Genomic DNA, 25,777 nt, shown 5'->3' on the forward strand with positions numbered 1-25,777 from the left:
TAGACCGAACGCGCCCGCGAGGGAAGCGCCGGCCCGGCATGGCACATCCGCGAAAGGCTCGCCGGCCTGGCCCTATTGCGCCGGGGCAGGGGCCGGCTGGGCGGTGGCCGGCAGCGCAGGGCCGGCCGACTGTGCTGCCCGCGCCGGATCGAGCCCGGTGATGCGCACGCCCTGCAATTGCACGGTATCGGCGGTCGCGGTGCCCTTGGCGCCGGCAATGGCGCTCTGCAACTGCGGCGCCATCGCCGCGAGTTGCGCGAACTTGCCGTGGTTGAAGCTGTCGAGTGCCTCCACGTTGGTCATGTCCACCACGACGGCGCCCAGACCAACGAGCTCGGTGTCGTTAGCGTATTCGCCGAGCCGCGGCTTCTTGCCGGCGAGGAAGTCGGAAAAGCCGAGCGCCTTGTCGTCTCGGGAGACGACGACGACGAACGGCTTCGGCGGCTTGCCGAAGCGCCGGAGCTGGGTCTTGAACACGTCCACATCGATGTCCGGCGCGGCGAGGATGATGTCGCCGATCTTGTTGAGCGGCAGGGTCTTGCCGGAGATGCGGATCTGGCGGAGGGCCTCCACCGTCAGCCAGTTGCCCATGGAATGGGCGAGGATGCTCACCTGTTCCGCGCCGCTGCCGAAGGCGAGGCGGATGGTCTCTTCCAGCTGGTCGCGGGCGGCGGTGGCGCTGTTGTTGTCATAGACATAGCCCTCGGTGGTCGCCCGCGAGGCCCAGGTGAAGAGGACGGGAACGGCCGACGCATCGGAATCCGTCGCCATCTGCGCGAGGCGGTAGAGCGCCTCGGAGAACATGGTGTTGTAGCCATGCACGAAGATGAAGACCTTGCGCTTGCCGGCAGGCCGGCGGGCCAGCTCGCTCTTCAGGTCGCGCAGGAACTCGCCTTGCGTGTCGCGATAGACGGCCTCCCGCACCACCATGTCGGTGGCGGGATTGCCGAGGCCGTTCTTGGGCCACTCGATCTCACCCGGCTTGTGCGTGGGCGGAACCGAGAGGTCGATCTTCGCGAAATTGAGCTGGGCGGAGCGCTCGCCGTTGAAGAAGACGCCGGGCCGCGGATCGCGCTCGCGGGTGGAGGCGACGAGGATCACCTGCTCGCGCGCGCCCTCAGCCAGCGGAGCGGAGACCGGGATGAGCGCATCGATACCGGGGCGGTCGGAGCAGCCGGCGACGAGCATCACCACCGTCGCAGCCGCCACGAGGCGCAGAACCAGATTGCGCTGCGTCATGCGCCACATCCCCCGAAATCTGCCGCTCGCAAGTGCATGCCCCCCGCATGGAGGACTTTCTTGGCACAAACAATGAGGCGGATGAACGGCGATCTCGGGAAATGCTGAACACCGGTGAAATGGTGCCATCGCGGCCACGCTCCCGGTTACCACAAATTGCATGAGAGAGGCGACCGAGCCCTATTCCATCCAATCGACTTGCAAATTGGCAAGCCCAGATTGCGCCCGTGGTTCTCGTACCGGAGCGGCTGTCCGCCTATCTCTGGCGCCAGACAGATACGAGGCTCCGCACGCCGGAGGAGGACACCATGCAGAACACCACCGAGACCACCGGGCCGCTCACCGGACTTCACCACGTCACGGCTATCACGGCCGACGCGCCCTACAACCATCGCTTCTACACCCAGACGCTCGGCATGCGCCTCGCGAAGAAGACGGTGAATCAGGACGACGTGTCCGCCTATCACCTCTTCTATGCCGATGGGGAAGCCAACCCCGGCACCGACCTTACCTTCTTCGACTGGCCGGTGCCGCGCGAGCGCCGGGGCAGCCATGCGGCCGTGCGCACCTCGCTGCGGGTGCGGGACGAGGCGGCGCTGGAATACTGGGCCGCGCGCCTCACCGACGCGGGCGTTTCCCATGCCGGCATCGAGACCCGCGACGACCGCCACCAGCTTCCGTTCGAGGACCGCGAAGGCCAGCGCCTCGCCTTGATCGTGGATGACGGCAAGGGGCCGGGCGTGCCCTGGGCGAAGAGCCCGGTGCCTGAGGCGCACCAGATCCGTGGCCTCGGCCCGATCCTGATCTCGGTGCCAGACCTTGCGCCCACCGCCGCCGTGCTTCTCCACGTGATGGGCATGAAGGAAGTGCGCACCTACGCCGCCGAGGACGGCCGCGCCATCCATGTGTTCGAGATGGGCGCGGGCGGCCCCGCCGCCGAGGTGCATGTGAAGGTGGAGCCGGGCCTGTCCCCCGCGGGGCAGGGCGCGGGCGCGGTGCACCATGTGGCTTTCCGCGTCACCACCTTCGACCAGTACGAGGAATGGGCGCGGCGGCTGAAGGAGCTGCGCATCCCCAACAGCGGCATGGTGGATCGCTTCTACTTCCGCTCGCTCTATTTCCGCGAGCCCAACGGTGTGCTGTTCGAACTGGCCACCGACGGTCCGGGATTTGCCGCCGACGAAGACGCCGCCCATCTGGGCGAACGCCTCGCCCTGCCGCCCTTCCTGGAAGGCCGCCGCAGCGCCATCGAGGCCGGCCTCAAGCCGCTCTGAGGGCAGCTCCAAACGCAAAAAAGGCCGGCCGGACGGGGAGATCCCGTCCGGCCGGCCTTTTGTTTGCGTCTCAGGCGGGCGTCAGGCCCGCTCTTCCAGCGGGTGCGTGCGCAGCCGCATGGGATCGTAGAAGGGGGTGCGCACCACGTTGGCCTCGAAGCTCTCGTCCCCGTCCACCACGGTGAGCGCGGTGCCGAGCGCGGTGACGTCGGGCCGCAGCGAGACCAGCGCCAGCGACTTCATGAGGTGGCGGCTGTAGGTGGTGGAATTCACCACGCCCACCTCGGCGCCATCCTTGAAGATCTTCGCGCCGGGCGTGATCGCCTTGGCCGCCAGCACCTCGAGGCCGGCCTGGTGGGTGCGCTCCGTGCCCTTGCGGGCGAGGAGGGCCGCCTTGCCGCGGAAGTCCGGCTTGGAGAGGTCCACGGACCAGTCCATCAGCACCTCGAAGGGCGTGGTGTCCTTGTGCGGCATGTCGAAGGGGAAGAACAGCAGGGAGCCTTCCACCCGCACGATGTCGAGGCAATCCCACGACACGGGCATGGCGCCGAAGGGCTTTCCGACCTCGAGGATCTTGTCCCAGAGGAACACCGCATCCTTCGCCGCGCAGAAGACTTCATAGCCGCGCTCGGCCGAGTAGCCGCCGCGCGCCAGCGACACCGGGATGCCGAACAGGGTGGTCTTGCCATGCCCGAAATAGGGCAGGTCCTTCAGCACCATGGGGGTGTGGGGGGAGAGGATGTCGAGGGCGAGGGGGCCCTGCAGGGAGAGGATGTGGACGTCGTTGTCGCGGGAGAACGTGACATCAAAGCCCTGCGCCACCACCGGCAGCGCCTCTTCCAGCGCGCCGCCGCCGTGGGAGAGGCGGAACTTGCCGTCGCCGTCCACATAGACGAGCACGTCGTCGATAAGCCCGCCTTCATCGTCGACGATGGACGAGATCATGGAGCGGCCGGCCGGGATCTTGGAGATATCGGCGGTGAGAAGCTTGTTGAGGAAGGCGAGAGAGTCCGGCCCCGAGAGGTCGATGATCTTCAGCGCGGACACATCGAAGAGGCCGGCGCGGGTCCGCACCGTCTCCGTCTCCATATAGGGATCGGTCGCGTAGTGCTGGGGGATCGCCATGTCGTTCCAGGATTCCTCGAGCTTGGAGCCGAGTTCCCGGTGACGGTCGTTGAGGATCGATTGGCGCAGAATGGTCGCGCTGGTCATGTGCCCTCTCTTGAAGGATGCCGGCCCGTAGCCGGGCCCGTCGTTAAGGCGGGCGGCTCAGGCGGCCTCAAGGCCAGCCATGCGCGCCGCGACGACCGCATCCTGATGGCGGGCCAACACTCCTGTCAATTACTTTTCCTCAGAAGAAATTTCTTTGGTAGCATGGCGCGAAAGGCGGCAAAGGAAAGCGAGGTGGACCCATGCGTCGCCCAGATCGTGGTCATCCTGCGGGCCTCAAACGCCCAACTAATGGGCTTGCACCAAAACTGGCCCGTGGCACTCTCGTTTCTACCGCGTCAAAAAAGTTCACTGAGGGGAACAGGCGCGCCACCGCGTGATCGCAAATGGCAGGGACGGCCGCGGGGACTGCCCGCGCGCCGGCCCGGGCGGAGCTTGAGACATGTCCGAGACGAAGATGTGGGGCAAGGAAGAGTTCTGGGGGCTCGGCTTCGAGTGGGACCCCCAGTGGCTGCTGAGCGCCGAGCAGAAGGATCTGCAGGCAAAGCTCATCGCCTTGTGCGAGACCACGCTGCGCGCGAACGCCGTGGAGAGCGATGCCAACTACATCTACCCCCGCAAGAATTTCGAGGCGCTGGCCACCCTCGGCCTGCTCTCGCTGAACGTGCCGAAGGAATTGGGCGGCCTCGGCCAGAACCATGTCTGCGCCGCCATGGTCGTGGAGACCATCGCCCGCTACGGCTGCCCCTCCACCGCCATGTGCTACACCATGCACCTTGGCGCCGTGGCCGCCGCGCTGCTGCGGCACCACGACAATCCGCTGCTCACCGACATCCTGAAGCGGCTGGACAAGGACGTGCTCATCGGCACCCTCTCCTATTCCGATCCCGAGACCGGCTCGCACTTCTGGTATCCCATCTCCTCCAAGGCCGAGGCCCATGGAGAAGGCTGGAAGGTCACCAAGAAGGCCTCCTGGACCACCTCCGGCGGCTTCGCCGACTGGTACATCGTCCAGACCACCAGCCCCGGCTTCTCCGGCGATTATTCCGACCTCTCCTGCTTCCTCGTCACCAAGGACGAGGTGAAGGCCAACCCCTCCGAGTGGGACGGCCTCGGCCTGCGCGGCAACCAGTCCGGCCCCATCGTGGTGGAGAATGCGGTGCTGCCGAAGGAGGCCCTCGTCGGCCCCATCGGCGACGGCGCCAAGTCCAACGACGAGGTGGTGGACCCCTTCTTCCTCACCTGCTCGTCGGCCTGCTGGAACGGCATCTCGCTGGCGGTCATCGACATCGCCAAGCGCCACACCACCCGCAAGACCCACAATGACGTGGGCATGCGCGTCGCCGACTACCCCACCATCCAGGACTATGTGGGCGAGGCGATCATGGACACCAATTCCTGCCGCGCCTTCGACTACCAGATGGCGCAGGCGCTGGATTCGGTGACCAACAATTGCGACTGGTCGATCCACAAGGACATCGATGCCCTGCCCCGTTCCTCCCTGCTCCACTGGCTGTGGCAGGTGAAGTTCGAGGCGGCCAAGAACGTCGCCCACGTGGTGGACAAGATGCTCCACGCCACCGGCGGCACGGGCTTCCGCCCAGCGCTCCAGATCGAGCGCTATCTGCGCGACGGCAAGGCCGGCTGGGTGATGGGCCCCACCAACGAGGTGCTGCGCCAGTTCGTGGGCAAGGCCGCGCTGCTCGGCTTCGGCTCGCTGGACTACTGGAACAAGTCGATCAACGAGCGCGTGCTCAACAACGAGATCAAGAAGATGGACGAGGCGGAGAAGCGCGCCTTCGCCGAAAAGCTGCTGGCCGAGCTTCAGCCGGCCAAGGTGGCGTGAAGCGGGACGCCACCACGCGGAGCCTTCGTCCCTCTCCGTCGCTCAGGAGAGGGGCGAAGGCCCGCGCGCCCGCCATCGAAGGGGATTATCATGGACGGGCTGTCGCATTTCAGGAAGTACCTTGCCATGACGACCATTGATCTCGACGCCCGTTTTGATCCGCGCGAACTGCGCAACGCCCTCGGCCGCTTCGCCACCGGCATCGCCGTGGTGATGGCGCAGGACGAGGACGGCCCCATCGGCGTGACGGTGAATTCCTTCTCCTCCGTCTCGCTGGACCCGCCACTGATTCTCTTCTCCATGGCCCGCTCGCTGCACTCGCTGGCGCGGCTGGAGAAGGCCAAGGCCTATTCGGTCAACATCCTCATGGAGAGCCAGCAGGACATCTCCAACCGCTTCGCCCGTGCCGGCGAGGACAAGTTCTCCGCCACGCCCTGGGAGGTCGGTCCCTCCGGTGCGCCGCGCCTCGTGCCTGCCCATGCCACCTTTGAATGCGTGCCCTATGCCCATTACGACGGCGGCGACCATGTGATCTTCGTCGGCCGCGTGGTGCACCTGCACGCCGAGGGCGAGGGCGATCCGCTGCTTTATTACCGCGGCAGCTACCGTCTGCTCGCCTCCATCGCTCAAGAGGGGTGAATGGACGCCTCCCTGCTTCCGCCCGGTCCTTCCCCGACCACCGCCGCCCGAGAGCGGGTGGTGGTGCGCGGCGGCGGCATGGCCGCCGTCACGCTCGGCGCCGGGGACCGGCTGACCGTGCTGGACCCGGAAGGGCTCCAGCCGGCGCTGGTCTTCGTCACCGATGGAGATGCGGTGGAGGATTGGGAGGGCGCCGGCGTGGAGACGCTGCCGGCGTTGCTGGACCAGGGGGGAGAGGGCAGCGCAGAGGTCGCCCGGCTGCTGGCGGAAAACGGCTGCGCGCCGGCCTCGCTGGCGGGACGGGCGTTGCTGTCGCGGGACGGCGGCGCGGGCGCGACGGCGGAGATCGCGGCGCGGGCCGATGTGCTCGTGGTGGTCGCAGCCCCCGGCGGCCCCATGTCGCCGGATGCGCAGGACGCACCCACCGACCTCATCGTGACTGTGACCCGCGCCCGGGGCCGCGGCCGGCCCCTTCCCGCCCCGCTCGCGCCGCCGAAGCTCGATGTGCGCGTGCCCGCGGCCGAGGCCCGCGCCTATACGGTGAAGGCGGGCGACTACATCCAGATCATCGACGTGGACGGCCGCCAGTGCGCGGACTTCCTCGCCTTCGACGCCGCCGCGCTCGAGGCCGGCGAGGAGTTCGGCCTCGACGCCACCACCACCCGCACCCTCATGGGCGCCGCCTATCCGGGGCCGGGGCTCCATTCCAAATATTACGACGAGCGCCAGCTGCCGCTGGTGGAGGTGATCCGCGACACGGTGGGCCGCCACGACACCTTCGCCCTCGCCTGCTCGGCGAAATATTACGAGGACATGGGCTATCCCGGCCACGCCAATTGCACGGACAATTTCAACGCCGTGCTCTCACCTTACGGCATAAGGGAGCGGGCCGGCTGGCCGGCCATCAATTTCTTCTACAATACGGCCGTGGACCACACCAACGCGATCACCATGGACGAGCCATGGTCGCGGCCCGGCGACTATGTGCTGCTGCGGGCGCTCACCGATCTCGTATGCGCCACGTCCTCCTGCGCCGACGACATCGACCCCGCCAATGGCTGGGAGCCCACCGACATCCATGTGCGCGTCTATGACGGTGCCGAAAACTTCTCCAAGGGGATCGCGTTCCGCATGAGTGCCGACGCCGAACCGCGCCTGACGCGCGAGAGCGCCTTCCACCAGAGCCTTGCCGCCCACACGCGCAACGTCGTGGAGTATCGCGGCTTCTGGCTGCCCACCTGCTTCACCGGCGAGGGGCCGATTGCCGAATACTGGGCCTGCCGCGAAAAGGCGGCAGTGATGGACCTGTCTCCCCTGCGCAAGTTCGAGGTGACAGGGCCGGACGCCGAGATCCTGCTCCAGCGCACGGTGACGCGCGACATGCGCAAGCTGGCGGTGGGCCAGGTGGTCTATACCGCGCTCTGCTACGACCACGGCGGCATGATCGACGATGCCACCATCTTCCGCCTGTCGCCGACCAATTTCCGGGTGGTGTGCGGCGAGGAATTCACCGGCGCCTGGCTGCGCACCAAGGCGGCGGAGTGGGGCCTCAACGTGCATGTGCGATCGTCCACGGACCAGTTGCACAACATCGCCGTGCAGGGGCCGCTGTCGCGGGAGATTCTCGCCGAGGTGATCTGGACCGGGGCCACCCAGCCCGCCATCACCGAGCTGAAGTGGTTCCGCTTCGCGGTCGCGCGCCTCGGGGGGCCGACCGGGCCGGCGCTGGTCGTCTCGCGAACCGGCTATACGGGCGAACTGGGTTTCGAGATCTGGTGCCATCCCAAGGATGGAAAGGCGCTGTTTGATGCGGTGTGGGCGGCGGGCGCGCCAAAGGGCATGAAGCCGCTCGGGCTTTCCGCGCTGGACATGCTGCGCATCGAGGCCGGGCTGGTCTTCGCCGGCTACGACTTCTGCGACCAGACCGACCCCTTTGAGGCCGGCATCGGCTTCGCCGTGGCGGAAAAGGACGAGGATTTCGTGGGGAAGGCGGCGCTGGCGCGGCGCAAGGCGAACCCGGCGCGGAAGCTCGTGGGGCTCGTGATCGAGGGCAACGACGCGGTGGGCCATGGCGACCCGCTCTTCGTCGGCCGGGCGCAGGTGGGTGTCGTCACCAGCGCCACGCGCTCGCCCATCCTGAAAGCCCAGATCGCCCTTGCCCGCATCGATGTCGCCCATGCCGCGACCGGCACGGGCATCGAGATCGGCAAGCTGGACGGGCACAGGAAGCGCATCGGCGCCGAGATCGTGCCCTTCCCCCATTTCGACCCGCAGAAGACGAGGGTGAGAGCCTGACCTGTCATCGCCCTGCGATGGCGCCTTGGTCCTTGTAGAAACAGCCCGGCCCCGCGCGTTGCGCCGCGGGGCCGAAGGCATTTCTTTCCCTAACGACAGAATGCTCATGCATTGGGCGGGGGATGCGTGCAAATTGAGCCGCTTTTACCGTCCAGTCGGCCAATTTATACATTGACAAAAAAGTTTCTTCTCCGGAAACTCCCCTCATAATTCGAGGGGAAAAACAATGAGTATCGCAGCAACCAACGAGGCGGTCGCCGCGCCTGAGGCCGGCTCGCTTCAACGCAAGATCAGCTGGACCGGCGCCTTCTGGATCGCGAGCGGCGTGCCCGCCCTCGTGCTCTTCTCCATCGGCGCCATCGGAGCCACCGTGGGCGCGCCGGCCTGGTTCGTGTGGATCCTGTCCATCATCTTCGGTTTCATCCAGGCCTTTTCCTACGCCGAAATCGCCGGCCTGTTCCCGCACAAGTCGGGCGGCGCCTCGGTCTATGGAGCCATCGCCTGGGTGCGCTACGGCAAGCTGCTCGCGCCGTTCTCGGTGTGGTGCAACTGGCTGGCGTGGTCGCCGGTGCTGTCCATCGGCTCCGGCCTCGCGGCGGGCTACGTGCTCTCCATCCTTTTCGCGCCGGATGCCGCCATCAACACCTGGCAGCTCACGCTGGTGGATCTCGGCTGGCTGAAGGCGGGCCTCGCGCTGCGCATCAACGCCACCTTCGTCCTCGGCGCCGTGCTGCTGCTCATCGCCTTCGCCATCCAGCATCGCGGCATCAGCCAGACCGCCAAGGTGCAGGTCATCCTCGGTGTCGTGGCGCTGCTGCCGCTGATCCTCATCGGCCTCGTGCCGCTGTTCACCGGCGACGTGCTCGCCGCCCATCTCGGGCCGTTTGCCCCGCTCGCCAAGGACGAGGCCGGCCGGGTGATCGCCGGCGAATGGAACATGGCGGGCCTCACCCTGATGGCCGGCGGCCTGTTCATCGCCGCGTGGTCCACCTACGGCTTCGAGACCGCCGTCTGCTACACGCGCGAGTTCCGCGACCCGAAGAAGGATACCTTCAAGGCCATCCTCTATTCCGGGCTCCTGTGCATCTTCGTCTTCACCATCGTGCCCATCTCCTTCCAGGGCGTGCTCGGCCTCGGCCAGCTCGTGACCCCGGCGGTGGTGGACGCCTCCGGCACCGTGACCACGCCGGCGGTCTACGACGGCATCCTCTCCGCCGACATCTATTCCGGCATGGGCGTCGCCAGCGCCATGGCGGGTATGCTCAAGGGCGGCCCGCTGGTGCACAACATCATCGTGGTGATGCTGATCCTCGCGCTCATGCTCGCCATCATCACCTCCATGGCCGGCTCCTCGCGCACGCTCTACCAGGCCTCGGTGGACGGCTGGTTGCCCAAGTACCTCAGCCACGTGAACGAGAACGGCGCCCCCACCCGCGCCATGTGGACGGACCTTGGCTTCAACCTCATCCTGCTGATGATGTCGGACTATGTGTTCATCCTCGCCATCTCCAACGTCTGCTACATCCTCTTCAACTTCCTGAACCTCAATTCCGCCTGGATGCACCGCATCGACCGTCCGGCCTGGGATCGCCCCTTCAAGGCCCCCATCTGGCTCATCGGCATGGGTACGGTGCTGGCCTACGTGAACCTGTTCCTGCTCGGCATGGGTGCCGACATCTGGGGCGCGGGCACGCTGGTCACCGGGCTCATCGTATCGGCCGCCATCATCCCGGTGTTCCTGTTCCGGCACTATGTGACGGACAAGGGTCAGTTCCCGGCGGCGATGATGGAGGACATGCACCTCAAGGCCGAACCCGGTGCCGGCACGCGAGCGGGGATGCTGCCCTACCTCGCTCTCGTGCTTGGCGCCGTTGTCATCATCGTGGCCCGCAGCATTGCGGTCTATTGAACGGAGACGAAATGAGCGACCAGGGTATGAAGAGCCGCCCGACGTACGCCCCGCTGGCCCCGGACCCGTCCGGACGGCACCACCTGCTGGTGGTCGAGGCGGCCGAGGTTCCGGCTGAGGCACTGGCGGAGGGGGTTGTCCCCTCCGCCTTCGAGGTCTGGACGGTGGCCCGGCGCAGCGCCGTGCCCTCCGCCCCGGCCATGGAGGAGGCGCCGGGCAGCGTCGCCATCTTCCGGTCCGTGACGCACCTCTTCTCCGCGCTGGAGGAGCGGCTCGCCCGCGAGACCATGGGGCTGCGCCTCTATGCGGCGGGTGCCGAGCCGTTCCTGTGGGACGTGTGGGGCCGCGCCGAGAAGGCCGGCCTCAGCCGGCAGGAGACGGCGTTCGCCGAGGTCGGCCCGAAGGCGCGGCGCATTTATTGCGTCCACTGCCGGACGGTGACCGAGGGTGTCACCACCTCCATCTTCACCTGCCCGGGCTGCGGCGCATCCTTGTTCGTGCGCGATCATTTCTCACGGCGGCTCGCCGCCTTCATGGGCGTCCAGGTGGATGCCGAGGTGCCGGGTGAGGTGCCTGAGGCCGAGGAGCTCTACGCATGACCGCCGCCCAGCCCTTCAATGTGCGCGTGCGCGAAATCGTCGAGCTCGCGCCGAGCCTCAAGCGCTTCTCCTTCGAGCCCGTCCATGGCGGCGTGTTCCCCACCCCGCCGGCGGGCGGGCATGTCCTCCTCACCCTGCGCGACGGCGCCCGGGTGATGAAGAACGCCTATTCCCTCGTCTCCCCGCCCTCCGAGCGGAGCCGCTACGACATCATCGTGCGCCTCGTCGCCCAGTCGCGCGGCGGCTCCTCCCATCTCCACCGCAAGGTCGCCCCCGGCGACGTGCTGGAGATGGCCAATCCGGTGAGCCTCTTCCCGCTCATTTCCACCGCGAAGAAGCACCTGCTCATCGGCGGCGGCATCGGCATCACGCCGATGCTCTCCTTCCTGCCGGAGCTGAAGGCGCGCGGGGCCCGCTTCGAGCTGCACCAGCTTGCGACGCTGGAGGAAGTCCCGGTGTTCGAGCGCCTGCTCGCGCCTTATGCGGCGGGTGAGGAAATCCGCGTGCATGGCGGCGGTCGAGCCGCCTTCGATCTCGCCGGCCTGCTGGCGCGCCAGCCGCTCGGCACCCATGTCTATGTCTGCGGGCCGCACAGCCTGATGGAGGCGGTCGCCTCCACCGCCGCGGCCCTCGGCTGGCCCAAGACCAAGGTGCACAAGGAGAGCTTCGGCGGTGACATCACCGGCCTGCCCTTCCGCGCCGTGCTCCGCAAGTCCGGCATCGAGGTGGAAGTGGGCGAGAGCCAGAGCCTGCTCGAGGCCATCGAGGCGGCCGGCGTCGAGGCCCCGTGCCTGTGCCGTGGCGGAGCCTGCGGCCAGTGCGCCACCCCCCTCGTCGAGGGCGAGGCGGAACACCGCGACGACTTCCTCTCCGCGGAGGAGAAGGCGGCCGGCACCCTCATCATGACCTGCGTGTCGCGCGCCCGCGGCCCGCGCATCGTCATCGACCTGTGATCCCGGGAGGTCCCATGACCGTTCAGTTCAAGCCCGCAGAGACCTTCCGCGACACCTTCACCTACAAGAAGTCGCCCGAGGATCTCCTGCGCTTCCCCTTCCCGTTCCCCGAAGACAGCTACATGTACTCGGTGAACATCGAGCCGCACGTGCGCGGTGGCCCCACGGCCGCCTTCCAGGCGCAGTTCGACGTCGACGAGCACTATATCGCCGAATGCAAGGAGCGCGCCCGCATCCTCGCCGAGGACCCCAAGCGCTGTCAGGTGCTGCCGCACATGATGACGGCGGAGTGGGACAGCCTCGAGATGATCATGGAGAACCTCGCGGCCGACTATCCCGAGCACTTCACCCTGTCGAAGGACGGCGACGCCTGGACCTGGGTGAACCGGCCGCTCGGCATCCAGCAGAGCTTCATCTTCGGCAAGGCGGAGACGCTGCCCTGCGGGCCGTTCGAGTACATCACCCGGCAGGCGCAGGGAGATTTCACCCTTCAGGACCAGCGCGAGGACAACCTCTTCGTGGACGGCGGCATGGTAACGAGCCAGGCCGACTGGTCGCTGGAATTCGATATCGGCATGAGCTTCCAGGAGTGGCACGGCCCGGTGCCGCTGGCGCATGAGAAGGGCGTGTTCGACCGCGCCCTGAAGTATCTCCTGCGCCTCCAGTACGGCCAGCCGGTGCGCCGCCTCAACTGGACCATGACGGTGAACCCACGCCTCGACACCTCGCCGGAGAATTATCCCGTGTGGGGGCCGGACAAGGCGTCGGTGACGCCCGAGAACGTGGCGGAGAAGGTGCATCTGCGCGTGGAGCTGCAGACGCTCTATCGCCTGCCCCGCTCCAACGCCATCCTGTTCGGCATCCGCTGCTATCTCACCAGCGTCGCCGACATCGCCAAGGTGCCGAAGTGGCGCCGGCGGCTGCACCGGGTGCTGCGCGACCTGCATCCGGACATCGCCGCCTACAAGGGCATCCCGCGCTATCAGCAGATGGTGGTGGACTATCTGGCGCCGCTGGATGACGGCTCGGCCACCTCGCCCGGCATCGCCCCGGATATGGAGAAGATCGAGGCCTGATCCTCAGGCCCCGCGACAACCAGCCTGCCGCCGCTCAGATCGGCGGCAGGTTGAGCCATTTCTGGAAGGCGTTGAGCACCAGATTGACCGAGAAGGCGGCGAGCAGGATGCCCATGATCCGCCGCAGCAGGCTCGCTCCGCCCTCCCCCAGCACCTTGGCGATGTAGTCGCCCAGCCAGAAGATGACGAACAGCACCAGCGACATCAGCACCAGCACGCTCACCGTGACGAGGTGCTGGGACAGCGGCGCGCCGCGGTTGTTGTCGGAGAACAGCACCATGGCGAGGATCGCGCCCGGCCCGGCCACGATGGGCGTCGCGATGGGATAGACCGCGATATGGACCAGCCGCCGCTCGGGATCGGGCGTCACGGCATGCTGCGTCATCGCCCCGAAGATCATGGTCATCGAGAAATAGAACAGGATGATGCCGCCGGATATCTGGAAGGCGAGGATGGAGATGCCCATCGCCTCCAGCAGCATCCGGCCGAGGAGCGTGAACACCACCAGGATGAGGAAGGCGAAGGCGGTGCCCATCGCCGCCACCTTGTGGCGCTCCTGCCGGTCGAGGTGGGAGGTGGTGGCGAGGAACATGCTGAGATGGCTCAGCGGCTCCAGCACGACCCAGAGCGTGACCAGCTGGCTCGCGAACAGGTTCAGATCATCGATCATGGGCGCTCCCTTGCGCCCCTTATTACCTCAAGGGAAAGGGCTGGCAACCGGCAGGCGGGAACGACGAGCCTTGACATGACGCAACGACAAGCTGAAGCCTTCGGGTACCTTGATCTTGTGTCAGGAGGAAACGCCAAATGGTGCAGAACATAAAAAGCGTGCTCATCGGCATGACGGAGGAGGGCGTGGACGAGCCGTCCTCCGCGCTCGCCTACGGCCTGTCGCTGGCGCAGCAATCGGGTGCCCACGCGACCATCCAGGCTGCCTCGCTCAAGGTGGTGATGGGCAACACCTTCGTCAGCAATGTCGCGACCGGCCTCGTCGCCGCCCACAACCGGCGGCTGAAGCAGCTGGCGCAGGACGTGGCGGAGCGGGCGCGGGGCGATGCCGCCGCCGCCGGCGTCGCCGCCTCGGTGGAGACGCCGCAGCTCGGCTATGGCCAGCTGGTGGAGCTGTTCGTCGCCCAGGCGCGGGTGCACGACATCGCCGTGCTGGATGCCGAGGTCGCCACCGTCAATGCCGACCGGGGGCTCATCGAGGCGCTGCTGTTCGAGAGCGGCCGGCCGGTGATCGTGGTGCCGCCGGGGGTGGAGACCTTCAGGCACGACCGCGTTCTCATCGCCTGGGATGCGAGCGTACGGGCCACCCGCGCCGTCAACGACGCCATGGGCATCCTGAAGTCCGCCGCCTCGGTGGAAGTGCTCGCCATCGGCTCGGAGAAGGAGCTGGCGCATGAAATTCCCGGCGCCGAGCTGGCCCCGCACCTTGCCCGCCACGGCGTCCATGTGGAGGTGAAGAATTTGGTGGTGAGCCCGGACGGCGTCGCCGAGACCCTGCGCGAGCAGGCCGGGCTGATCGGCGCGGACCTCATCGTGATGGGCGCCTTCAACCACTCGCGCATTCGCGAATGGGTGCTGGGCGGCGTCACCGAGTCGCTGCTGGAGGACTGCAAGGTCCCCCTGCTGATGTCCTACTGAGGCCAGCCAGCGCGGCGCGCCTCAGGCCGCCTCGCGTCGCTTGTCCAAATCACCCCACGAAGCCACGCCCCCGCTTTGCGCCCGCACCGCCTCAGGCGGCGGGCCGTCCACCGGCGCTCAGCTCACCGGCTGCCAGCGGCCCTCCGCCGTGCGGCAGGCGGCGCCGCGGGCGATCTGGGGGCGGTTGTCGATATAGATGGTGTGGGAATAGTCGCGGCAGCTCTGGTAGCCGGCGCGGTTGTAGGGCGGGCCGGCGATGACCGTGCCGCGCGCAGTGCCGTCGCCCTTCCAGCCGATGGGATAGCCGGGGCCGCCCGTCTCCAGCGCGGAAATCTCGGCGTCGTAGGCGCGCTGGCGGTCGGCGTCGTCGAGCCCGTTGCCGATGCCACCGCTGATGAGGCCGCCGGAGACCGTGCCCGACATGACAGGCGCCGTGGGCAGGGCCGCGAGGGCCGCCGTCGCCTTGGTCCCGGTCGTGTCGGTCGCGCACCCGCCCAGCGCAAGGGCGAGGACCGCTGCGGATGCGGGAGAAACGCGGAACACGCGGACGGACATGAACGGGCCTCAGGCAAAACAGCGGGGCGACGCAGCGGCCATCTGCCTTTGCGGGCAAATTGCCGTGCACGTCATCAACGATCGGGCCACCACATCGGATCACCGAATGGGGCGACGGAGAGGCTGACGGCCTCTCTTAGGCGCCGCAAGCCTCAGTGTGAAGACGGTTTGCCGCAGGCTGTGGCGCCACGGTGTCACCCCCTGCCCCGCGTCATCCCGAAGCGTCAGGTGGTCGGGGGCGGCGCCGCGGCGGCGGGCAGCACCAGCTCGGTCCGGAGGCCGCCGATGGGGGCGGAGCTCAGCTCGAACCGCCCGCCATAGAGCAGGGCCAGTTCGTGGACGATGGAGAGGCCGAGGCCGGAGCCGGGCTTGGATTCATCCAGCCGCCGCCCGCGCCGCCCCACATCCACCCGCCGGGCGGGATCGAGGCCCGGGCCGTCATCGTCGATGCTGACATGGAAATAGACCCGGTCTCCCGGCGTGCGCGGCCGCTCCACCAGCACCTCCACCTCCACGCGGGAGGAGGCCCATTTGCAGGCATTGTCGATGAGATTGCCGAACATCTCCTCGAGATCCTGCTGCTCCCCACGGAAGTGCACGTCTTCCGGGATGCGCACGTCGATGGCGAGGTCCTTGGTGCGGTGGATCTTCTCCATGGTGCGGGCGAGCGAGGTGATGACCGGCGTAACCTCGCACACGCTCGCCACCACCGAGATGCGGGCCGCCATGCGGGCGCGTTCCAGATGGTGGGCCACCTGGTCCCGCATCACGCCGGCCTGGTCGCGCACGCGCACGGCGAGCGGGTCGTCGCGGGTGCCGGCCTCGTTCATCAGCACGGAAAGGGGAGTTTTGAGGGCGTGGGCGAGGTTGCCCACGTGGGTGCGGGCGCGTTCCACGATCTCGTGGTTGGCATCGATGAGGGCATTCACCTCGCGCACCAGCGGCACGATCTCGATGGGATAGGTGCCTTCCAGGCGCTCGGCCTTGCCGGAGCGCACGTCCGACAGCGCCTCCGAGATGCGCGTGAGCGGCTTCAGCCCGAACCGCACCTGCACGATGACCACCAGCAGGAAGGCGCAGGCCAGCACCACCAGCGTGGCCGCGAGCGAGAAGTTGAAGGCGGATATCTCCGCCTCAAGGTCGGACGCCACCGCCGCCACCGAGACCACGTATCGGGCATCGGCCCCGAGGTCCACGTCGCGCTCGACGATGCGCAGGGCGACGCCGCCCGGGCCGGTCGCGTAGCCCTGTCGCATCAAACCGGGGCGACCTCGGATGCCCTGCTCCGCGAGCAGCGGGAGGCTGGCGCCCACCAGCGAGCGGGACGTGCGCCGCTCCAGCTTTTCGCCTGAATTGAGGGCAATCTGCCAGTACCAGCCGGAATTGGGGAAGGCGAAGAGCGGGTCGGACAGCGCCTCCGGCTCGGGCAGGCGCTCGGACGCATTGGCGACGTCGGCGACGATGATCTTCAGATAGATGTCGAGCTGCCGGTCGAACGCGCGCTCGGCGGAGCTGCGGTAGAGGGAGGCGAGCACGAAGCCCACCACCAGCAGCACCACGACCGTGATGGCCATGGCCGAGAGCACGAGGCGGAAGGCGAGGGAGCCGGGCGTGTATTCCGGCGGGCGTCGCGCTGCGTCCATGGCCATGTCAGGCGGCCGGCATGTCAGGAGGTCGCCATCTCAGCGCGGCTCCTCGGGGGCGGCGAGCAGATAGCCGAGGCCGCGCACGGTCTGGATCACGTCGCAGTCGAGCTTCTTGCGCAGGCGGCCGACGAACACCTCGATGGTGTTGGAATCGCGGTCGAAATCCTGATCGTAGAGGTGCTCCACCAGCTCTCCGCGTGACACCACCCGCCCCGCATGGTGCATGAGGTAGGAGAGCAGGCGATATTCGTGCGACGTGAGCTTGACCGGATTGCCGTCCACCGTGACGCGGCCGGAGCGGGTGTCGAGCCGCACCGGGCCGCAGGACATCTCGCTGGACGCATGTCCGGTGGCCCGCCGCAGCAAGGCGCGCAGGCGGGCCAGCACCTCCTCCATATGGAAGGGCTTGGCGACATAATCGTCGGCGCCGGCATCGAAGCCCTGCACCTTGTCGCTCCAGCGGTCGCGGGCGGTGAGGATGAGGACCGGGGTGGTCTTGCCCGCCCGCCGCCAGCTTTCCAGCACGGAGATGCCGTCGAGCTTGGGCAGGCCGATGTCGAGCACGATGGCGTCGTAAGGCTCGGTCTCGCCGAGGAACTGCCCCTCAACGCCGTCATAGGCGCGATCCACGGCATAGCCGGCATCGCCGAGCGCCTCGACGAGCTGTCGGTTCAGCTCGGGATCGTCCTCGATCACCAACAAGCGCACGGTGCCCCTCCGCCTTCGCCACAACCTCCTTAAGCGAGAGAGACAAAGAATGACAGAGCCTTGCGCGCCTGTCAGCGATGACGGGAGGCCGCACCGTGAGCTTTGCTGGTCCTTCGGGTCACCGCCAGCCGCACAGCCGCCGCCCCACCGCATTAGCGGCCTTGGCCTGGCGGATGGTCTCGTCGGTGTCGGAGAGCGACCAGCGGATGGGCGCGGCGGCGCCGCAATAGACCCTAGTCGCGCCGGAACCCGTCGTCGTCGCGCAGCCGGCGAGCATCGCCGTCGCGGCGAGCGGCAGCATCCCGCGCAGACCGCGCGGCAGAAAGGCTCTTCGAGACATCGCGTTCTCCTTCCTTCAGCGCGCGGTCATAGCCACGCTGGGCGGCGCGCCGGGTGACGAGCACGAGAGCGAGGACAGCGGCGGCGATCCCCGCCGCCCGCACACCGAACAAACGCAGCAGAACCGCCACGGCGAGGGCGCCGGGAATGCCCCAGGCCCACCACGGCACGGCATAGCCGAGGACACCGGCCACCGCGTCGAGCGCCCCGCTCACGGCTTCGCCTCCCCGGCCACGCCGATGCCGAGGTCCAGCACCTCGGCCCGCTTCGCACCGGCATGCGCGCTCCACCAGACCCAGGCGAGGCCGGCGAGGGTGGCGGCGAGGCCGAGGAGGGTGAGGGCGGCGAACACATTGGCCAGCAAAGGCGAGCCGGCGGCATGGGGCTCGATCTGCCGCGCCGCCTCGGCCACGGTGGAGGCAACAGGGCCGCCGGCCACGGCGCCCGCCCCCGCCTCGGGCCGGGGCGCCGGCCGGGCGCTGGCAAGCGCGCCCTTGGCCCCCTCCCCGTCCTTCGCGGGCACGGCGACGGAGGACGTCCGCCCCCCGGTCGCCCAGGATTTGCCGAGCTTGCGCACGTCGGCCACGCGCCGGCCCCAGCCCTTGCCGAATACCGGCCAGGTGCGCAGCGCCTGCAACATGGCGAGGCGACGGTCGCAGATCTCGTCCACGAGGCGAGCCGGCGCGTGCTCGGCGGCGGCGCGGGCAGCGGCGAGCGTCACCTCCCCCACCTGCCCGTCGGCGGAGAGGCCAAGCGCGCGCTGGAGCCATTTGGCGGATTGGGCGGGGCCGGAATTCACCGCGCCGTCGAACACCACATAGTCGATGCCGGCGGGCAGCTCGTCGGCCCGCACCGCGTCCCAATACTGGCGGCGATAGATCTCCTTCAGCTCGGTGTCCTCGATCTCGCGGACCGGGCGCTCGGGAAGCCCCTTGGAGCGGCGCCAGGCGTCGTAGACGCGCTGGATGATGCCCTTCATGGTCGGGCCGCCGGGATCGTCGGGATGGTTGGAATAGCCGCCCTCGTGGCGGAGCACGGCGGCAAGCGCCGGCGCGAAGCTTTCGGCAGCCATGGCAAGGCTCTCCTGAAAAAGGCTCTCGACAGAAACGAAAAAAAGCGGAGGCGCCGGAGCGCCCCCGCCTCGTCGATGGCCTGCGTCAGGCGACCAGCGGCAGCATCTCGTTGGCGTAGGCCGAGGCCATGCGCCGGGCGAGGTACATGGTGCCCTTGTCCACCGGGTGCGTGTTGTCGCCGCCGATGTATTCGCCGATGGTGCTGAACGACGTGAAGTTGGTGTTGTTGTGCGAGCCGATGAAGACCGGCGGCACGGAGGTGACCAGGGACTTGTAAAAGATGTTGCTGTTCGGCCGGGCCGCCACGGCCGCAGCGATGGCCGCGTCCACCGCCTGGATGCCGGAATAGCTGCCCGACAGCGGCGCCGGCCCGAACCAGAACACCGGCGCCGTGGTGCCGGCCCGGATGGCGTCGAGGAAGGCCAGCGCCTCCATGTTCACCTGCGACTGGGTGTAGCTCGCGTCATTGGTGGAGCCCTGGACGAAGATCACGGTGGGGCTCTGCGCGAGCACCTGCGGCAGGCGCTCCCGATAGGTGTAGGAGGAGGACGAACCCGGATTGAGGAGCCCGGTGCCGCCGGTGCCGAAGCGCCACATATTGTCGATGCCGATCAGGCGGCCGACATGCAGGGACAGCGTGTTCCCGTGCAGGAAGGGCCCGTAGCTGGAGCCCGCCAGGTAGCTGTCCCCGATGAAGGCGCCCACCAGCGGAACGGCGGACGGCGCGGGCCAGATCTGGGCCGAAGCCGGGATCGCGATATTGTAGAAATAGCTCTGGGCCTGCGGGAAGAAGATTTCCCAGAACCGTTCCTTTCGCTTGCCGAAGGAGATCGTGTTGTAATAGGCGCCGGCTTGGCCCGACCCGATGGCCGACATGGTCACGGGGCGTCCATCGACATAGACGCGGATGCCCTGCACGCCAGTGGGAACCTGAACTGCCAGGCCGGCGGCGTCACACATGAACGCAAGACTGCATCCGCCCGAAACGGTGGTGCCGCTCTTGCTGTCGAAGGTGCTCAGGATGATGCCGCTGCCCGAGCTGACGTGCTGGGTCACGGTGGCGCCACGGACCGTCAGCAGTTGCCGGTTGGCCCACGGGCTGAAGTTGACGTACCCGGCCGGGACGCTAGTGCTGCCGGTCGGGGTGAAGGTCGGCGCCGCCGCGTCGTCCACGTCCTCCCAGTCCGCCGAGCTGCCGAGGTGCGTCCACAGAACGCGGGCACCGGCGGAGCCGTCCCACACGGCGGAGCCATTGGTTTGGGCCGGCTCGGTGGCACCGCACACGCCGTCGATCGCGATGGCAACATACCACTGCGCAGGCGTCGCGGAATTCTTGCGCACCTCGCCCACCTGGACGGTCTGGCCCGAGGTCCAGGCGGTGGGGGCGATCCACGGACGCGCCCAGAGCGGGCGGCCGGCGGCCAGCGCCTGCTGGAGGCGGATCTTCAGCGCAGCGGTGCTCTGGTTCCAGTTTCGAGAAGACATGAAACAACTCCTTTTGGGGAACGCGAAGACACGCCCGCGCCGGGGGCTCCGGCACGGGCGATCGGGGAATGACGAGAGGGGATGGAGCGGCGGCCGGCGGCGGCGGCTCAGATGCGCTCGATGAGGCGCGCGCCGTCCGCGTCGGTCAGCGGCGTGCCATCGGCATCGACGAGAAAGATGAAGCCGCGCGGGGGACGGCGGCCGCGCCGGCCGTGCAGGACCGCGCCCGCGAAGAGGGAGAGGGACAGCATCGCCGCCGCTCCGCTCAGCGGTCGAACAGAGCGTAGATGTCGATGCCCGCGCTGGTGCCGGTGGCCCATACCCGGCGCACCTGGCACGGCGGCAAGGGCTGAAGGCCCGGCAAGGCGCGCACGTCGATGCGGGTGGCATCGTCGGCGCCGACAGGGGTGAGGCGCACCGTGGCGACGCCGCCGGACACCTCTTCGGGCACGAACACCCAAAGGGCCTTGGCGTAGACGGGAAGCTCGTCGCTGTCGGAGGGGGTGACGCGGCTCATCAGCCGCGTCGGCGAGGAGAGCGAGGCGGCGAGCCCGCGCAGCGGGTCTCGGCCGGAATCATAGGACATGGGAAGGCTCCGAAAGGCGGGCGCGAGGCGCGGGTCACGCGCCGGGAATGGCGAGGAGGAGGAGGTGCAGGCCGACACGCACCGTGCCGCCGCCGAAGCTGCCGCCAATGGCGGTGAGGCGGACCGGCGTCGGCGCGTAGAAGGCGGTGGGGCCGATGACCCCCATGTTCGTGGCGCCCGCCGCGACACCGAGGCTGCCGCCGAACTTCGCCTGCTCCCCGGCGATGCCGCAGTCGTAGGCGGAGGCTCCGGTCACAGCGGTGAGCGTGCGGGTGGAGACGCCGAGCACGATGGCGCGATCGGGAATAATGAGCGCGGTGTCCACGAACGCGCCGGAGAGGAGCACATCCGCCTCCCGCACCTCGGCCGAGATGGCGCCGCGATGGGCGCTGGCTGCCAGAGGCGAGACCCACGCGCCGCCGTCGAACACCGCAAGCCGCCCCTCGTCGCGGATGAAGGCGAGGAAGCCCGCCGCCACGGGCAGGAAATCGAACGCGCCCGCCTCATAGGCCGCGATCATCCCGACCCGCCCCGCAAACTCACCTGTGGCGCCGGACGGCACGAACCAGCGCGCCCCCTCGGCGGGCGAGGTCGGCGGGGCGGGCGCGGTGGCGCTCTCCAGCACCAACTGCACGAAGGCGTCGAGGCGGCGGATGGCCTCGTTGTGGGTGACATGCTTCTGCGCCTGGGCCGCCGCGATATACGGCAGCGCCAGGTTCGCCGATTGCTCGGACATGGCTGGACCTCGATGGAAGGAGAAGAGCCTTACGGCGCTACGGTCGCCGTCACCGCCGCGCCCGCCCCGACGCTGGCCGAGAGCTGGGCGACGCGGACGGTGAGTTCGCCCTGCGGCGCGCCGAAATCGGCGATCTCGTCGGCGGCCGCATAGAGAGTTTCAGGCGACGCGAGGGTGAAGCTGCGCCGCACGGTCTCGCCGTCGAGAATGTCGAGCCGGTAGGCCTCGCTGGCCTCGCCCAGCGGTACCTCCACCGCCTCCCATCCGTCGCCCGCGATGCGGGTGCGGCGGATGAAGGAGAAGGCGACGCCCGCCTCGGTCCGCCGCGCCCGCACATGCACCGGCGAAAGCGGCGTGAGCGCGCGGCCGGAGACGGTGGCGGCGACTTCCGTCACCTCCTCCGCACCCTGGTCATCCCGCGCCGAGCCGACGCGATAGATGAAGCTGCGCCCCAGTGCGGCGACGCCGCTGGCGACGCTCACCAGCGTGCCGTCGAGCCGCACGATGCGGGTGCCCGCCGGCCACGCTTCCGCCCCCGCCGCCTCGGTGCCGGCGAGGCCGCGCAGGAGGCCGGTGAGGCGATAGCTGCCGGCATCCACCAACTCGGCCTCGGTGAAGGCGACGATCTCCGGCGCGCGATCCTCGGCGAGGAGCACGAGGAGGTTGGCACCGGCCAGCACCTCGGCCTCGCTCGCCGAGACGAGGAGAGACGTCTCAAGCGTCACCTCCATCCAATTGTGCCGGTCGAACCGCCAAAGCGGCCCCGACGGCAGCTGCGCGGTGAGGGTGCCGAAGGTGGCGGAGGCGGTGATGGGCGCCAGCGTCTCGAAGCTCGCGCCATCGGTGGAGCGCCAGATGGCAAGCGTCCCCGGCCAGGGCGAGGCGGCGGCGGCAAGCCATTGTAGCGGCACGGGTTCCGCCTCCGACAACGCCGGGAGGTCGAGCACCCGCACGGCGGGCGGTCCGGAGGCGCCGGGCAGCGCAATGTGCCCCGCCCCTTCCTCCGCCAGCGCCACGTCGAACACCTCCGGCTCGATGGTGCGGGCGGTGATCGCCAGCGCCTCCGCCTCCTCCACGCGGACGATCTCCACGAGGCGGGTGCGGCCATCGAAGGTCAGCCGCACGAGGTCGCCGGGCGCCAGCGCGAGCAGCGAGGGGGGCAGCGAGAAGGAGAGCGTCTCCCGCCCGGCCCAGAGATCCTGAAGCCAGACATCGGCGGCGCGCACCATCACCGCGTCGGAGGCGACCACCGCGAGGTCCGCCTGCGTGACATGCCGGCTCTTGCCTGCGAGGCGGCGGGAGGAGACGGTGGCGCGGCGGTAGTCGCGCAGGGCATCCACGAAGCCCACTGTGACTTCCAGCGGCAGCTCGGTCTCCTGCGCGCGGGTGACGGCGAGGAGCGGCGCGCCCTCCGCCTGCACCAGATCGTCGGTGGCGATCTCGGCCACCTCCCCCTGCCCGCGCGGGCGGAACACCAGGCGGCCGTCCTCTTCCCCCGCCTCGAAGGCGAAGGCGCGGGCGAGCGGCTCCAGCGCCGCGCGGGCGGTCATGGGCTGCTCCACCACATAGCCCTCGACGGCGCCGGAGAGGTGCGCGCTGTCCACGTCGGCAATGCCGAAATCGGCGGCGAGGGTCGCCACCAGAGCATCCAGCGGCGCGGCGCCGAGGCGGCCGGTGAGCCAGTGGCCGGTGGCCCAGTTGGCGCCGTCCGCCCACACCTCGGTGGCGTAGGGGAACTGGGGATAGGGCCGCGCATCCCAGCTCCACAGGAAGAGCGCGTCGGGCTCCACCATGCGGCCGGGATAGAGGGTCGCGACGGGGTTGTCGGCGGCGTCCGCGTCCGCCCCGAAGGTGGCGAGGATGGCCTCCAGCGTGCGGCGCTGGATGAGGTCGTCCCGCGCGCCGGAGGAGAAGGGCGGCAGACGGTTCTCGGCGGATTTCGCATCCGGGAAGGCGCTCGGCCGGTTGGCGCCCTTGTCCACCGCCGGGCACCCCGCCTCCATCAGGCGAATGGGTTTTGCGCCCGGCACAAAGGCGGTCGGCGCGGCGTTGCGCACGCCGGCGACGCGCTCGTGATGGGCGTTCGCCCACCAGGACCAGAGATCCTTCTGGCGATACACCCACGGCTCGCCGAAGGCGCCATCGGTGATGGCGCTGCGATCCTGCGCGGCGCGGGCGTCGTCGTCCGGATAGAACCAGTCGAAGGCCTCGCCACGGCGCAGGTTGGCCTTCAGATAGGCGCGGTCGTGGATGGACTGCGCCAGCGCCGCATCGAGATGGGCGGAGCCGTCGCGCCAGTCGGCGAGCGGGGGGTAGTAATCGATACCGATGAAGTCCACCGCATCGGCGCCCCACACCGCATCGAGGGGAAAGCGCACGTCGCCGGAGGCGAGCACCTGCGCGCCATATTCGGTCCAGTCGGCGGCGTAGGAGACGCGGGTGTCCGACCCCACCACCGCCTTCACCTCGGCCGCCAGCGCGGCGAGCGCGGCGGCGGCGGGAAAGGCGCCGGTCTCGTCCGTGAGGCGGGTGAGCGCGGCCATTTCCGAGCCGATGAGGATCGCCTCTACCCCGCCCGCCGCGACGGCGAGATGGGCGTAGTGCAGCACCATGCGCCGCAGACTCCATTCATCCGGCCCGTGATAGATCACGCTCGATCCGACCCGCGTGAAGTCCCCCGCGCCCGCCGTGCCGAACAGCGCCGCCACCTGCGCGCGGCAGGCGGCCGTGCCGTCCACCGTTCCCGCCCGCCCCGGCGCCGGATCGCACACGATGCGCCCGCGCCAGGGATGGGGCGGCTGGGACGCGGCGCCGGTCCACGGGTCGGGGCGCGTGTTGTCGGCCGGGATGTCCATCATGACGAAGGGATTGAGCGTCACCTTCAGCCCCGCCTCGCGCATGCGGGCGATGGCGCGCACCACGCTGTCGTCGGAAGGCGTGCCGCCATAGGCCGCGCGGCCCTCATATTGCGAGACGGCGGGGGTGGTGAGGCGCGTCTGCCCGCCCACGCTCCACAGCGCGGGCGCGGTCGCCTTGTTGAGGCGCTCGCACTTCGGCCGCACGGCGCATTGGCCGGCGCGCAGATCATCGCCGAACCAGGACACCACCAGCGAGACGCGCGCAAGGTTCGGGCAGGCGCCGAGGAGCTGGTCGAGGGAGGCCTCGAAATCGCTGAAGAAGCTGGTGACGTGCCGGTTCTCCGGCCCGTAGCTCGCCTCGCCATAGACCTGCCGGATGTTGCGCGTGTCGTAGCCGAACTCGGTGGCGCCGGGGATCAGCGTCACCGCGCGCACCTGGCTCTCCAGCGCGCCGATGGAGCGCTCCACCTCCACCGTGATCTGCGGCAGGCGGTTGCCGTAGTCGGTCAGCTCCAGATTGCGGAAGGTGAGGTAGGCGACACCGCGATAGGCCGGCGTGCCCGCCGCGCCCTGCTTCGCCTCGATCCAGCTGTCGGGCGCCTCGTCCGCACCGCCGAGATGGGGCGTGATGTGCAGGCGCCGCGTGTCCAGCAGCTTGCCGTCCGCCCAGATGCGGCCGATGCGCGAGACCGGACCCTCGCACAGGGCCACGGCGAAATTGGCGTAATAGGTGTAGGTCGTGGTGCTGGCCGAAAGGCTGCCGCCCTTGCCGCCGACGGATTGCGTCTCCTCCTTCTTCACCTCCTTGAGCTTCAGCGCCCAGATCACCTGCCCGGCGAGCCGGGCGCGGCCGTAGATGCGGGGGAGCGGCGCGCCGGCGGTGGAGGCCATCACGTCGAGGTCGGTGAGGCGCGGGCCTTCCGCATGGCGCGAGCGGTTGCCGCCGAGGAGCGCGCCATCGATGACCGAGCCGCCGAGCGCGCCCAGCGCCCGCCCCGCCACCGCGCCGATGGGTCCGAACAGCGCGCCGCCGATAAGGCCGCCGGCCGCGCCGAGAAGCAGCGTCGCCATGGGTGAGGCTCCGGGATGGGAGGGGATGTGGGAAGAAGGTGGCCCCTCACCCCGACATTGCGCCGTCATCGCC

At 68.9% G+C, this 25,777-nt stretch carries 22 protein-coding genes; 9 read left to right on the forward strand and 13 right to left on the reverse strand.

Annotation, left to right across the window (positions count from 1 at the left end):
• Positions 1-72: 72 nt before the first annotated feature.
• Positions 73-1,239 carry an alpha/beta hydrolase gene (locus tag EJ105_RS23370; protein WP_250168215.1) on the reverse strand — a complete coding sequence of 389 codons (1,167 nt, stop codon included), beginning with the start codon at positions 1,237-1,239 and terminating at the stop codon, positions 73-75.
• Positions 1,240-1,547: 308 nt separating this feature from the next.
• On the opposite strand from EJ105_RS23370, the gene EJ105_RS23375 reads away from it, so the two are divergent.
• Positions 1,548-2,513, forward strand: a complete 966-nt coding sequence (locus tag EJ105_RS23375) for a ring-cleaving dioxygenase (protein WP_250168216.1) — start codon at positions 1,548-1,550, stop codon at positions 2,511-2,513.
• An 81-nt stretch (positions 2,514-2,594) separates the two neighbouring features.
• Here EJ105_RS23375 and EJ105_RS23380 read toward each other — a convergent pair whose 3' ends face one another.
• On the reverse strand, positions 2,595-3,725 hold the full coding sequence (locus EJ105_RS23380) for an aminomethyl transferase family protein (RefSeq protein WP_250168217.1): 1,131 nt from the start codon (positions 3,723-3,725) through the stop codon (positions 2,595-2,597).
• 400 nt (positions 3,726-4,125) lie between these two features.
• Here EJ105_RS23380 and EJ105_RS23385 point away from each other — a divergent pair, with 400 nt between their 5' ends.
• From EJ105_RS23385 to EJ105_RS23415, 7 genes are all read left to right on the forward strand, one after another.
• Positions 4,126-5,529 carry an acyl-CoA dehydrogenase family protein gene (locus tag EJ105_RS23385; protein ID WP_250168218.1) on the forward strand — a complete coding sequence of 468 codons (1,404 nt, stop codon included), beginning with the start codon at positions 4,126-4,128 and terminating at the stop codon, positions 5,527-5,529.
• A 126-nt stretch (positions 5,530-5,655) separates the two neighbouring features.
• A complete protein-coding gene (locus EJ105_RS23390) occupies positions 5,656-6,168 on the forward strand; it encodes a flavin reductase family protein (protein ID WP_029555105.1) in 513 nt (170 codons plus the stop codon).
• The gene (locus EJ105_RS23395; protein WP_250168219.1) at positions 6,169-8,463 is read left to right on the forward strand and encodes a trimethylamine N-oxide demethylase; all 2,295 of its coding nucleotides are present in this window, start codon (positions 6,169-6,171) and stop codon (positions 8,461-8,463) included.
• Between the two features lie 226 nt (positions 8,464-8,689).
• The gene (locus EJ105_RS23400) at positions 8,690-10,372 is read left to right on the forward strand and encodes an APC family permease (RefSeq protein ID WP_250168220.1); all 1,683 of its coding nucleotides are present in this window, start codon (positions 8,690-8,692) and stop codon (positions 10,370-10,372) included.
• Between the two features lie 11 nt (positions 10,373-10,383).
• Positions 10,384-10,971: a dimethylamine monooxygenase subunit DmmA family protein gene (locus tag EJ105_RS23405; RefSeq protein ID WP_250168221.1), complete on the forward strand. Its 588-nt coding sequence runs from the start codon at positions 10,384-10,386 to the stop codon at positions 10,969-10,971.
• Positions 10,968-11,924, forward strand: coding sequence for a PDR/VanB family oxidoreductase (locus tag EJ105_RS23410; RefSeq protein WP_250168222.1), 957 nt, complete (start codon positions 10,968-10,970; stop codon positions 11,922-11,924). Before EJ105_RS23405 ends, EJ105_RS23410 begins: the two co-directional genes overlap by 4 nt.
• 14 nt (positions 11,925-11,938) lie before the next feature.
• On the forward strand, positions 11,939-13,000 hold the full coding sequence (locus tag EJ105_RS23415) for a heme-dependent oxidative N-demethylase family protein (protein ID WP_029555109.1): 1,062 nt from the start codon (positions 11,939-11,941) through the stop codon (positions 12,998-13,000).
• A 34-nt stretch (positions 13,001-13,034) separates the two neighbouring features.
• Here EJ105_RS23415 and EJ105_RS23420 read toward each other — a convergent pair whose 3' ends face one another.
• Positions 13,035-13,670 (reverse strand): MarC family protein, encoded by a 636-nt coding sequence (locus EJ105_RS23420; RefSeq protein ID WP_250168223.1) that lies wholly within the window; start codon positions 13,668-13,670, stop codon positions 13,035-13,037.
• A gap of 137 nt (positions 13,671-13,807) precedes the next feature.
• Between EJ105_RS23420 and EJ105_RS23425 the strand changes: the two genes are divergently transcribed.
• Positions 13,808-14,647 carry a universal stress protein gene (locus EJ105_RS23425; protein WP_250168224.1) on the forward strand — a complete coding sequence of 280 codons (840 nt, stop codon included), beginning with the start codon at positions 13,808-13,810 and terminating at the stop codon, positions 14,645-14,647.
• Positions 14,648-14,764: 117 nt separating this feature from the next.
• On the opposite strand, the gene EJ105_RS23430 is transcribed toward EJ105_RS23425, so the two are convergent.
• The 10 genes from EJ105_RS23430 to EJ105_RS23475 form a co-directional block, all read right to left on the reverse strand.
• Positions 14,765-15,202: an RT0821/Lpp0805 family surface protein gene (locus EJ105_RS23430; protein WP_024277891.1), complete on the reverse strand. Its 438-nt coding sequence runs from the start codon at positions 15,200-15,202 to the stop codon at positions 14,765-14,767.
• Between the two features lie 224 nt (positions 15,203-15,426).
• On the reverse strand, positions 15,427-16,845 hold the full coding sequence (locus EJ105_RS23435; protein ID WP_250168245.1) for a sensor histidine kinase: 1,419 nt from the start codon (positions 16,843-16,845) through the stop codon (positions 15,427-15,429).
• 39 nt (positions 16,846-16,884) lie between these two features.
• A complete protein-coding gene (locus tag EJ105_RS23440) occupies positions 16,885-17,556 on the reverse strand; it encodes a response regulator transcription factor (protein ID WP_024277889.1) in 672 nt (223 codons plus the stop codon).
• Between the two features lie 233 nt (positions 17,557-17,789).
• Positions 17,790-18,110, reverse strand: coding sequence for a hypothetical protein (locus tag EJ105_RS23445; protein ID WP_051678722.1), 321 nt, complete (start codon positions 18,108-18,110; stop codon positions 17,790-17,792).
• Entirely contained in the window at positions 18,107-18,967 is an 861-nt protein-coding gene (locus EJ105_RS23450) for a glycoside hydrolase family 108 protein (RefSeq protein ID WP_250168225.1), read from the reverse strand. The genes EJ105_RS23445 and EJ105_RS23450 overlap by 4 nt, the downstream gene beginning before the upstream one ends.
• Positions 18,968-19,052: 85 nt before the next feature.
• Complete coding sequence (locus tag EJ105_RS23455; protein WP_250168226.1) at positions 19,053-20,453, reverse strand: SGNH/GDSL hydrolase family protein; 1,401 nt, start codon at positions 20,451-20,453, stop codon at positions 19,053-19,055.
• A gap of 107 nt (positions 20,454-20,560) precedes the next feature.
• Entirely contained in the window at positions 20,561-20,704 is a 144-nt protein-coding gene (locus tag EJ105_RS23460; protein ID WP_250168227.1) for a hypothetical protein, read from the reverse strand.
• Positions 20,705-20,718: 14 nt separating this feature from the next.
• Positions 20,719-21,039 carry a spike base protein, RCAP_Rcc01079 family gene (locus EJ105_RS23465; protein WP_250168228.1) on the reverse strand — a complete coding sequence of 107 codons (321 nt, stop codon included), beginning with the start codon at positions 21,037-21,039 and terminating at the stop codon, positions 20,719-20,721.
• A 34-nt stretch (positions 21,040-21,073) separates the two neighbouring features.
• The gene (locus tag EJ105_RS23470; RefSeq protein ID WP_250168229.1) at positions 21,074-21,775 is read right to left on the reverse strand and encodes a DUF2793 domain-containing protein; all 702 of its coding nucleotides are present in this window, start codon (positions 21,773-21,775) and stop codon (positions 21,074-21,076) included.
• A 29-nt stretch (positions 21,776-21,804) separates the two neighbouring features.
• Positions 21,805-25,704 carry a baseplate multidomain protein megatron gene (locus EJ105_RS23475; RefSeq protein ID WP_250168230.1) on the reverse strand — a complete coding sequence of 1,300 codons (3,900 nt, stop codon included), beginning with the start codon at positions 25,702-25,704 and terminating at the stop codon, positions 21,805-21,807.
• Positions 25,705-25,777: the final 73 nt, after the last annotated feature.

This window comes from Xanthobacter aminoxidans (assembly GCF_023571765.1).
Lineage (GTDB): Bacteria > Pseudomonadota > Alphaproteobacteria > Rhizobiales > Xanthobacteraceae > Xanthobacter > Xanthobacter aminoxidans.

Coding starts and splice junctions, on each gene's coding strand:
- EJ105_RS23370 (WP_250168215.1), bottom strand. CDS start 1,239: ATGACGCAGCGCAATCTGGTTCTGCGCCTCGTGGCGGCTGCGACGGTG.
- EJ105_RS23375 (WP_250168216.1), top strand. CDS start 1,548: ATGCAGAACACCACCGAGACCACCGGGCCGCTCACCGGACTTCACCAC.
- EJ105_RS23380 (WP_250168217.1), bottom strand. CDS start 3,725: ATGACCAGCGCGACCATTCTGCGCCAATCGATCCTCAACGACCGTCAC.
- EJ105_RS23385 (WP_250168218.1), top strand. CDS start 4,126: ATGTCCGAGACGAAGATGTGGGGCAAGGAAGAGTTCTGGGGGCTCGGC.
- EJ105_RS23390 (WP_029555105.1), top strand. CDS start 5,656: ATGACGACCATTGATCTCGACGCCCGTTTTGATCCGCGCGAACTGCGC.
- EJ105_RS23395 (WP_250168219.1), top strand. CDS start 6,169: ATGGACGCCTCCCTGCTTCCGCCCGGTCCTTCCCCGACCACCGCCGCC.
- EJ105_RS23400 (WP_250168220.1), top strand. CDS start 8,690: ATGAGTATCGCAGCAACCAACGAGGCGGTCGCCGCGCCTGAGGCCGGC.
- EJ105_RS23405 (WP_250168221.1), top strand. CDS start 10,384: ATGAGCGACCAGGGTATGAAGAGCCGCCCGACGTACGCCCCGCTGGCC.
- EJ105_RS23410 (WP_250168222.1), top strand. CDS start 10,968: ATGACCGCCGCCCAGCCCTTCAATGTGCGCGTGCGCGAAATCGTCGAG.
- EJ105_RS23415 (WP_029555109.1), top strand. CDS start 11,939: ATGACCGTTCAGTTCAAGCCCGCAGAGACCTTCCGCGACACCTTCACC.
- EJ105_RS23420 (WP_250168223.1), bottom strand. CDS start 13,670: ATGATCGATGATCTGAACCTGTTCGCGAGCCAGCTGGTCACGCTCTGG.
- EJ105_RS23425 (WP_250168224.1), top strand. CDS start 13,808: ATGGTGCAGAACATAAAAAGCGTGCTCATCGGCATGACGGAGGAGGGC.
- EJ105_RS23430 (WP_024277891.1), bottom strand. CDS start 15,202: ATGTCCGTCCGCGTGTTCCGCGTTTCTCCCGCATCCGCAGCGGTCCTC.
- EJ105_RS23435 (WP_250168245.1), bottom strand. CDS start 16,845: ATGGACGCAGCGCGACGCCCGCCGGAATACACGCCCGGCTCCCTCGCC.
- EJ105_RS23450 (WP_250168225.1), bottom strand. CDS start 18,967: ATGGCTGCCGAAAGCTTCGCGCCGGCGCTTGCCGCCGTGCTCCGCCAC.
- EJ105_RS23455 (WP_250168226.1), bottom strand. CDS start 20,453: ATGTCTTCTCGAAACTGGAACCAGAGCACCGCTGCGCTGAAGATCCGC.
- EJ105_RS23460 (WP_250168227.1), bottom strand. CDS start 20,704: ATGCTGTCCCTCTCCCTCTTCGCGGGCGCGGTCCTGCACGGCCGGCGC.
- EJ105_RS23465 (WP_250168228.1), bottom strand. CDS start 21,039: ATGTCCTATGATTCCGGCCGAGACCCGCTGCGCGGGCTCGCCGCCTCG.
- EJ105_RS23470 (WP_250168229.1), bottom strand. CDS start 21,775: ATGTCCGAGCAATCGGCGAACCTGGCGCTGCCGTATATCGCGGCGGCC.
- EJ105_RS23475 (WP_250168230.1), bottom strand. CDS start 25,704: ATGGCGACGCTGCTTCTCGGCGCGGCCGGCGGCCTTATCGGCGGCGCG.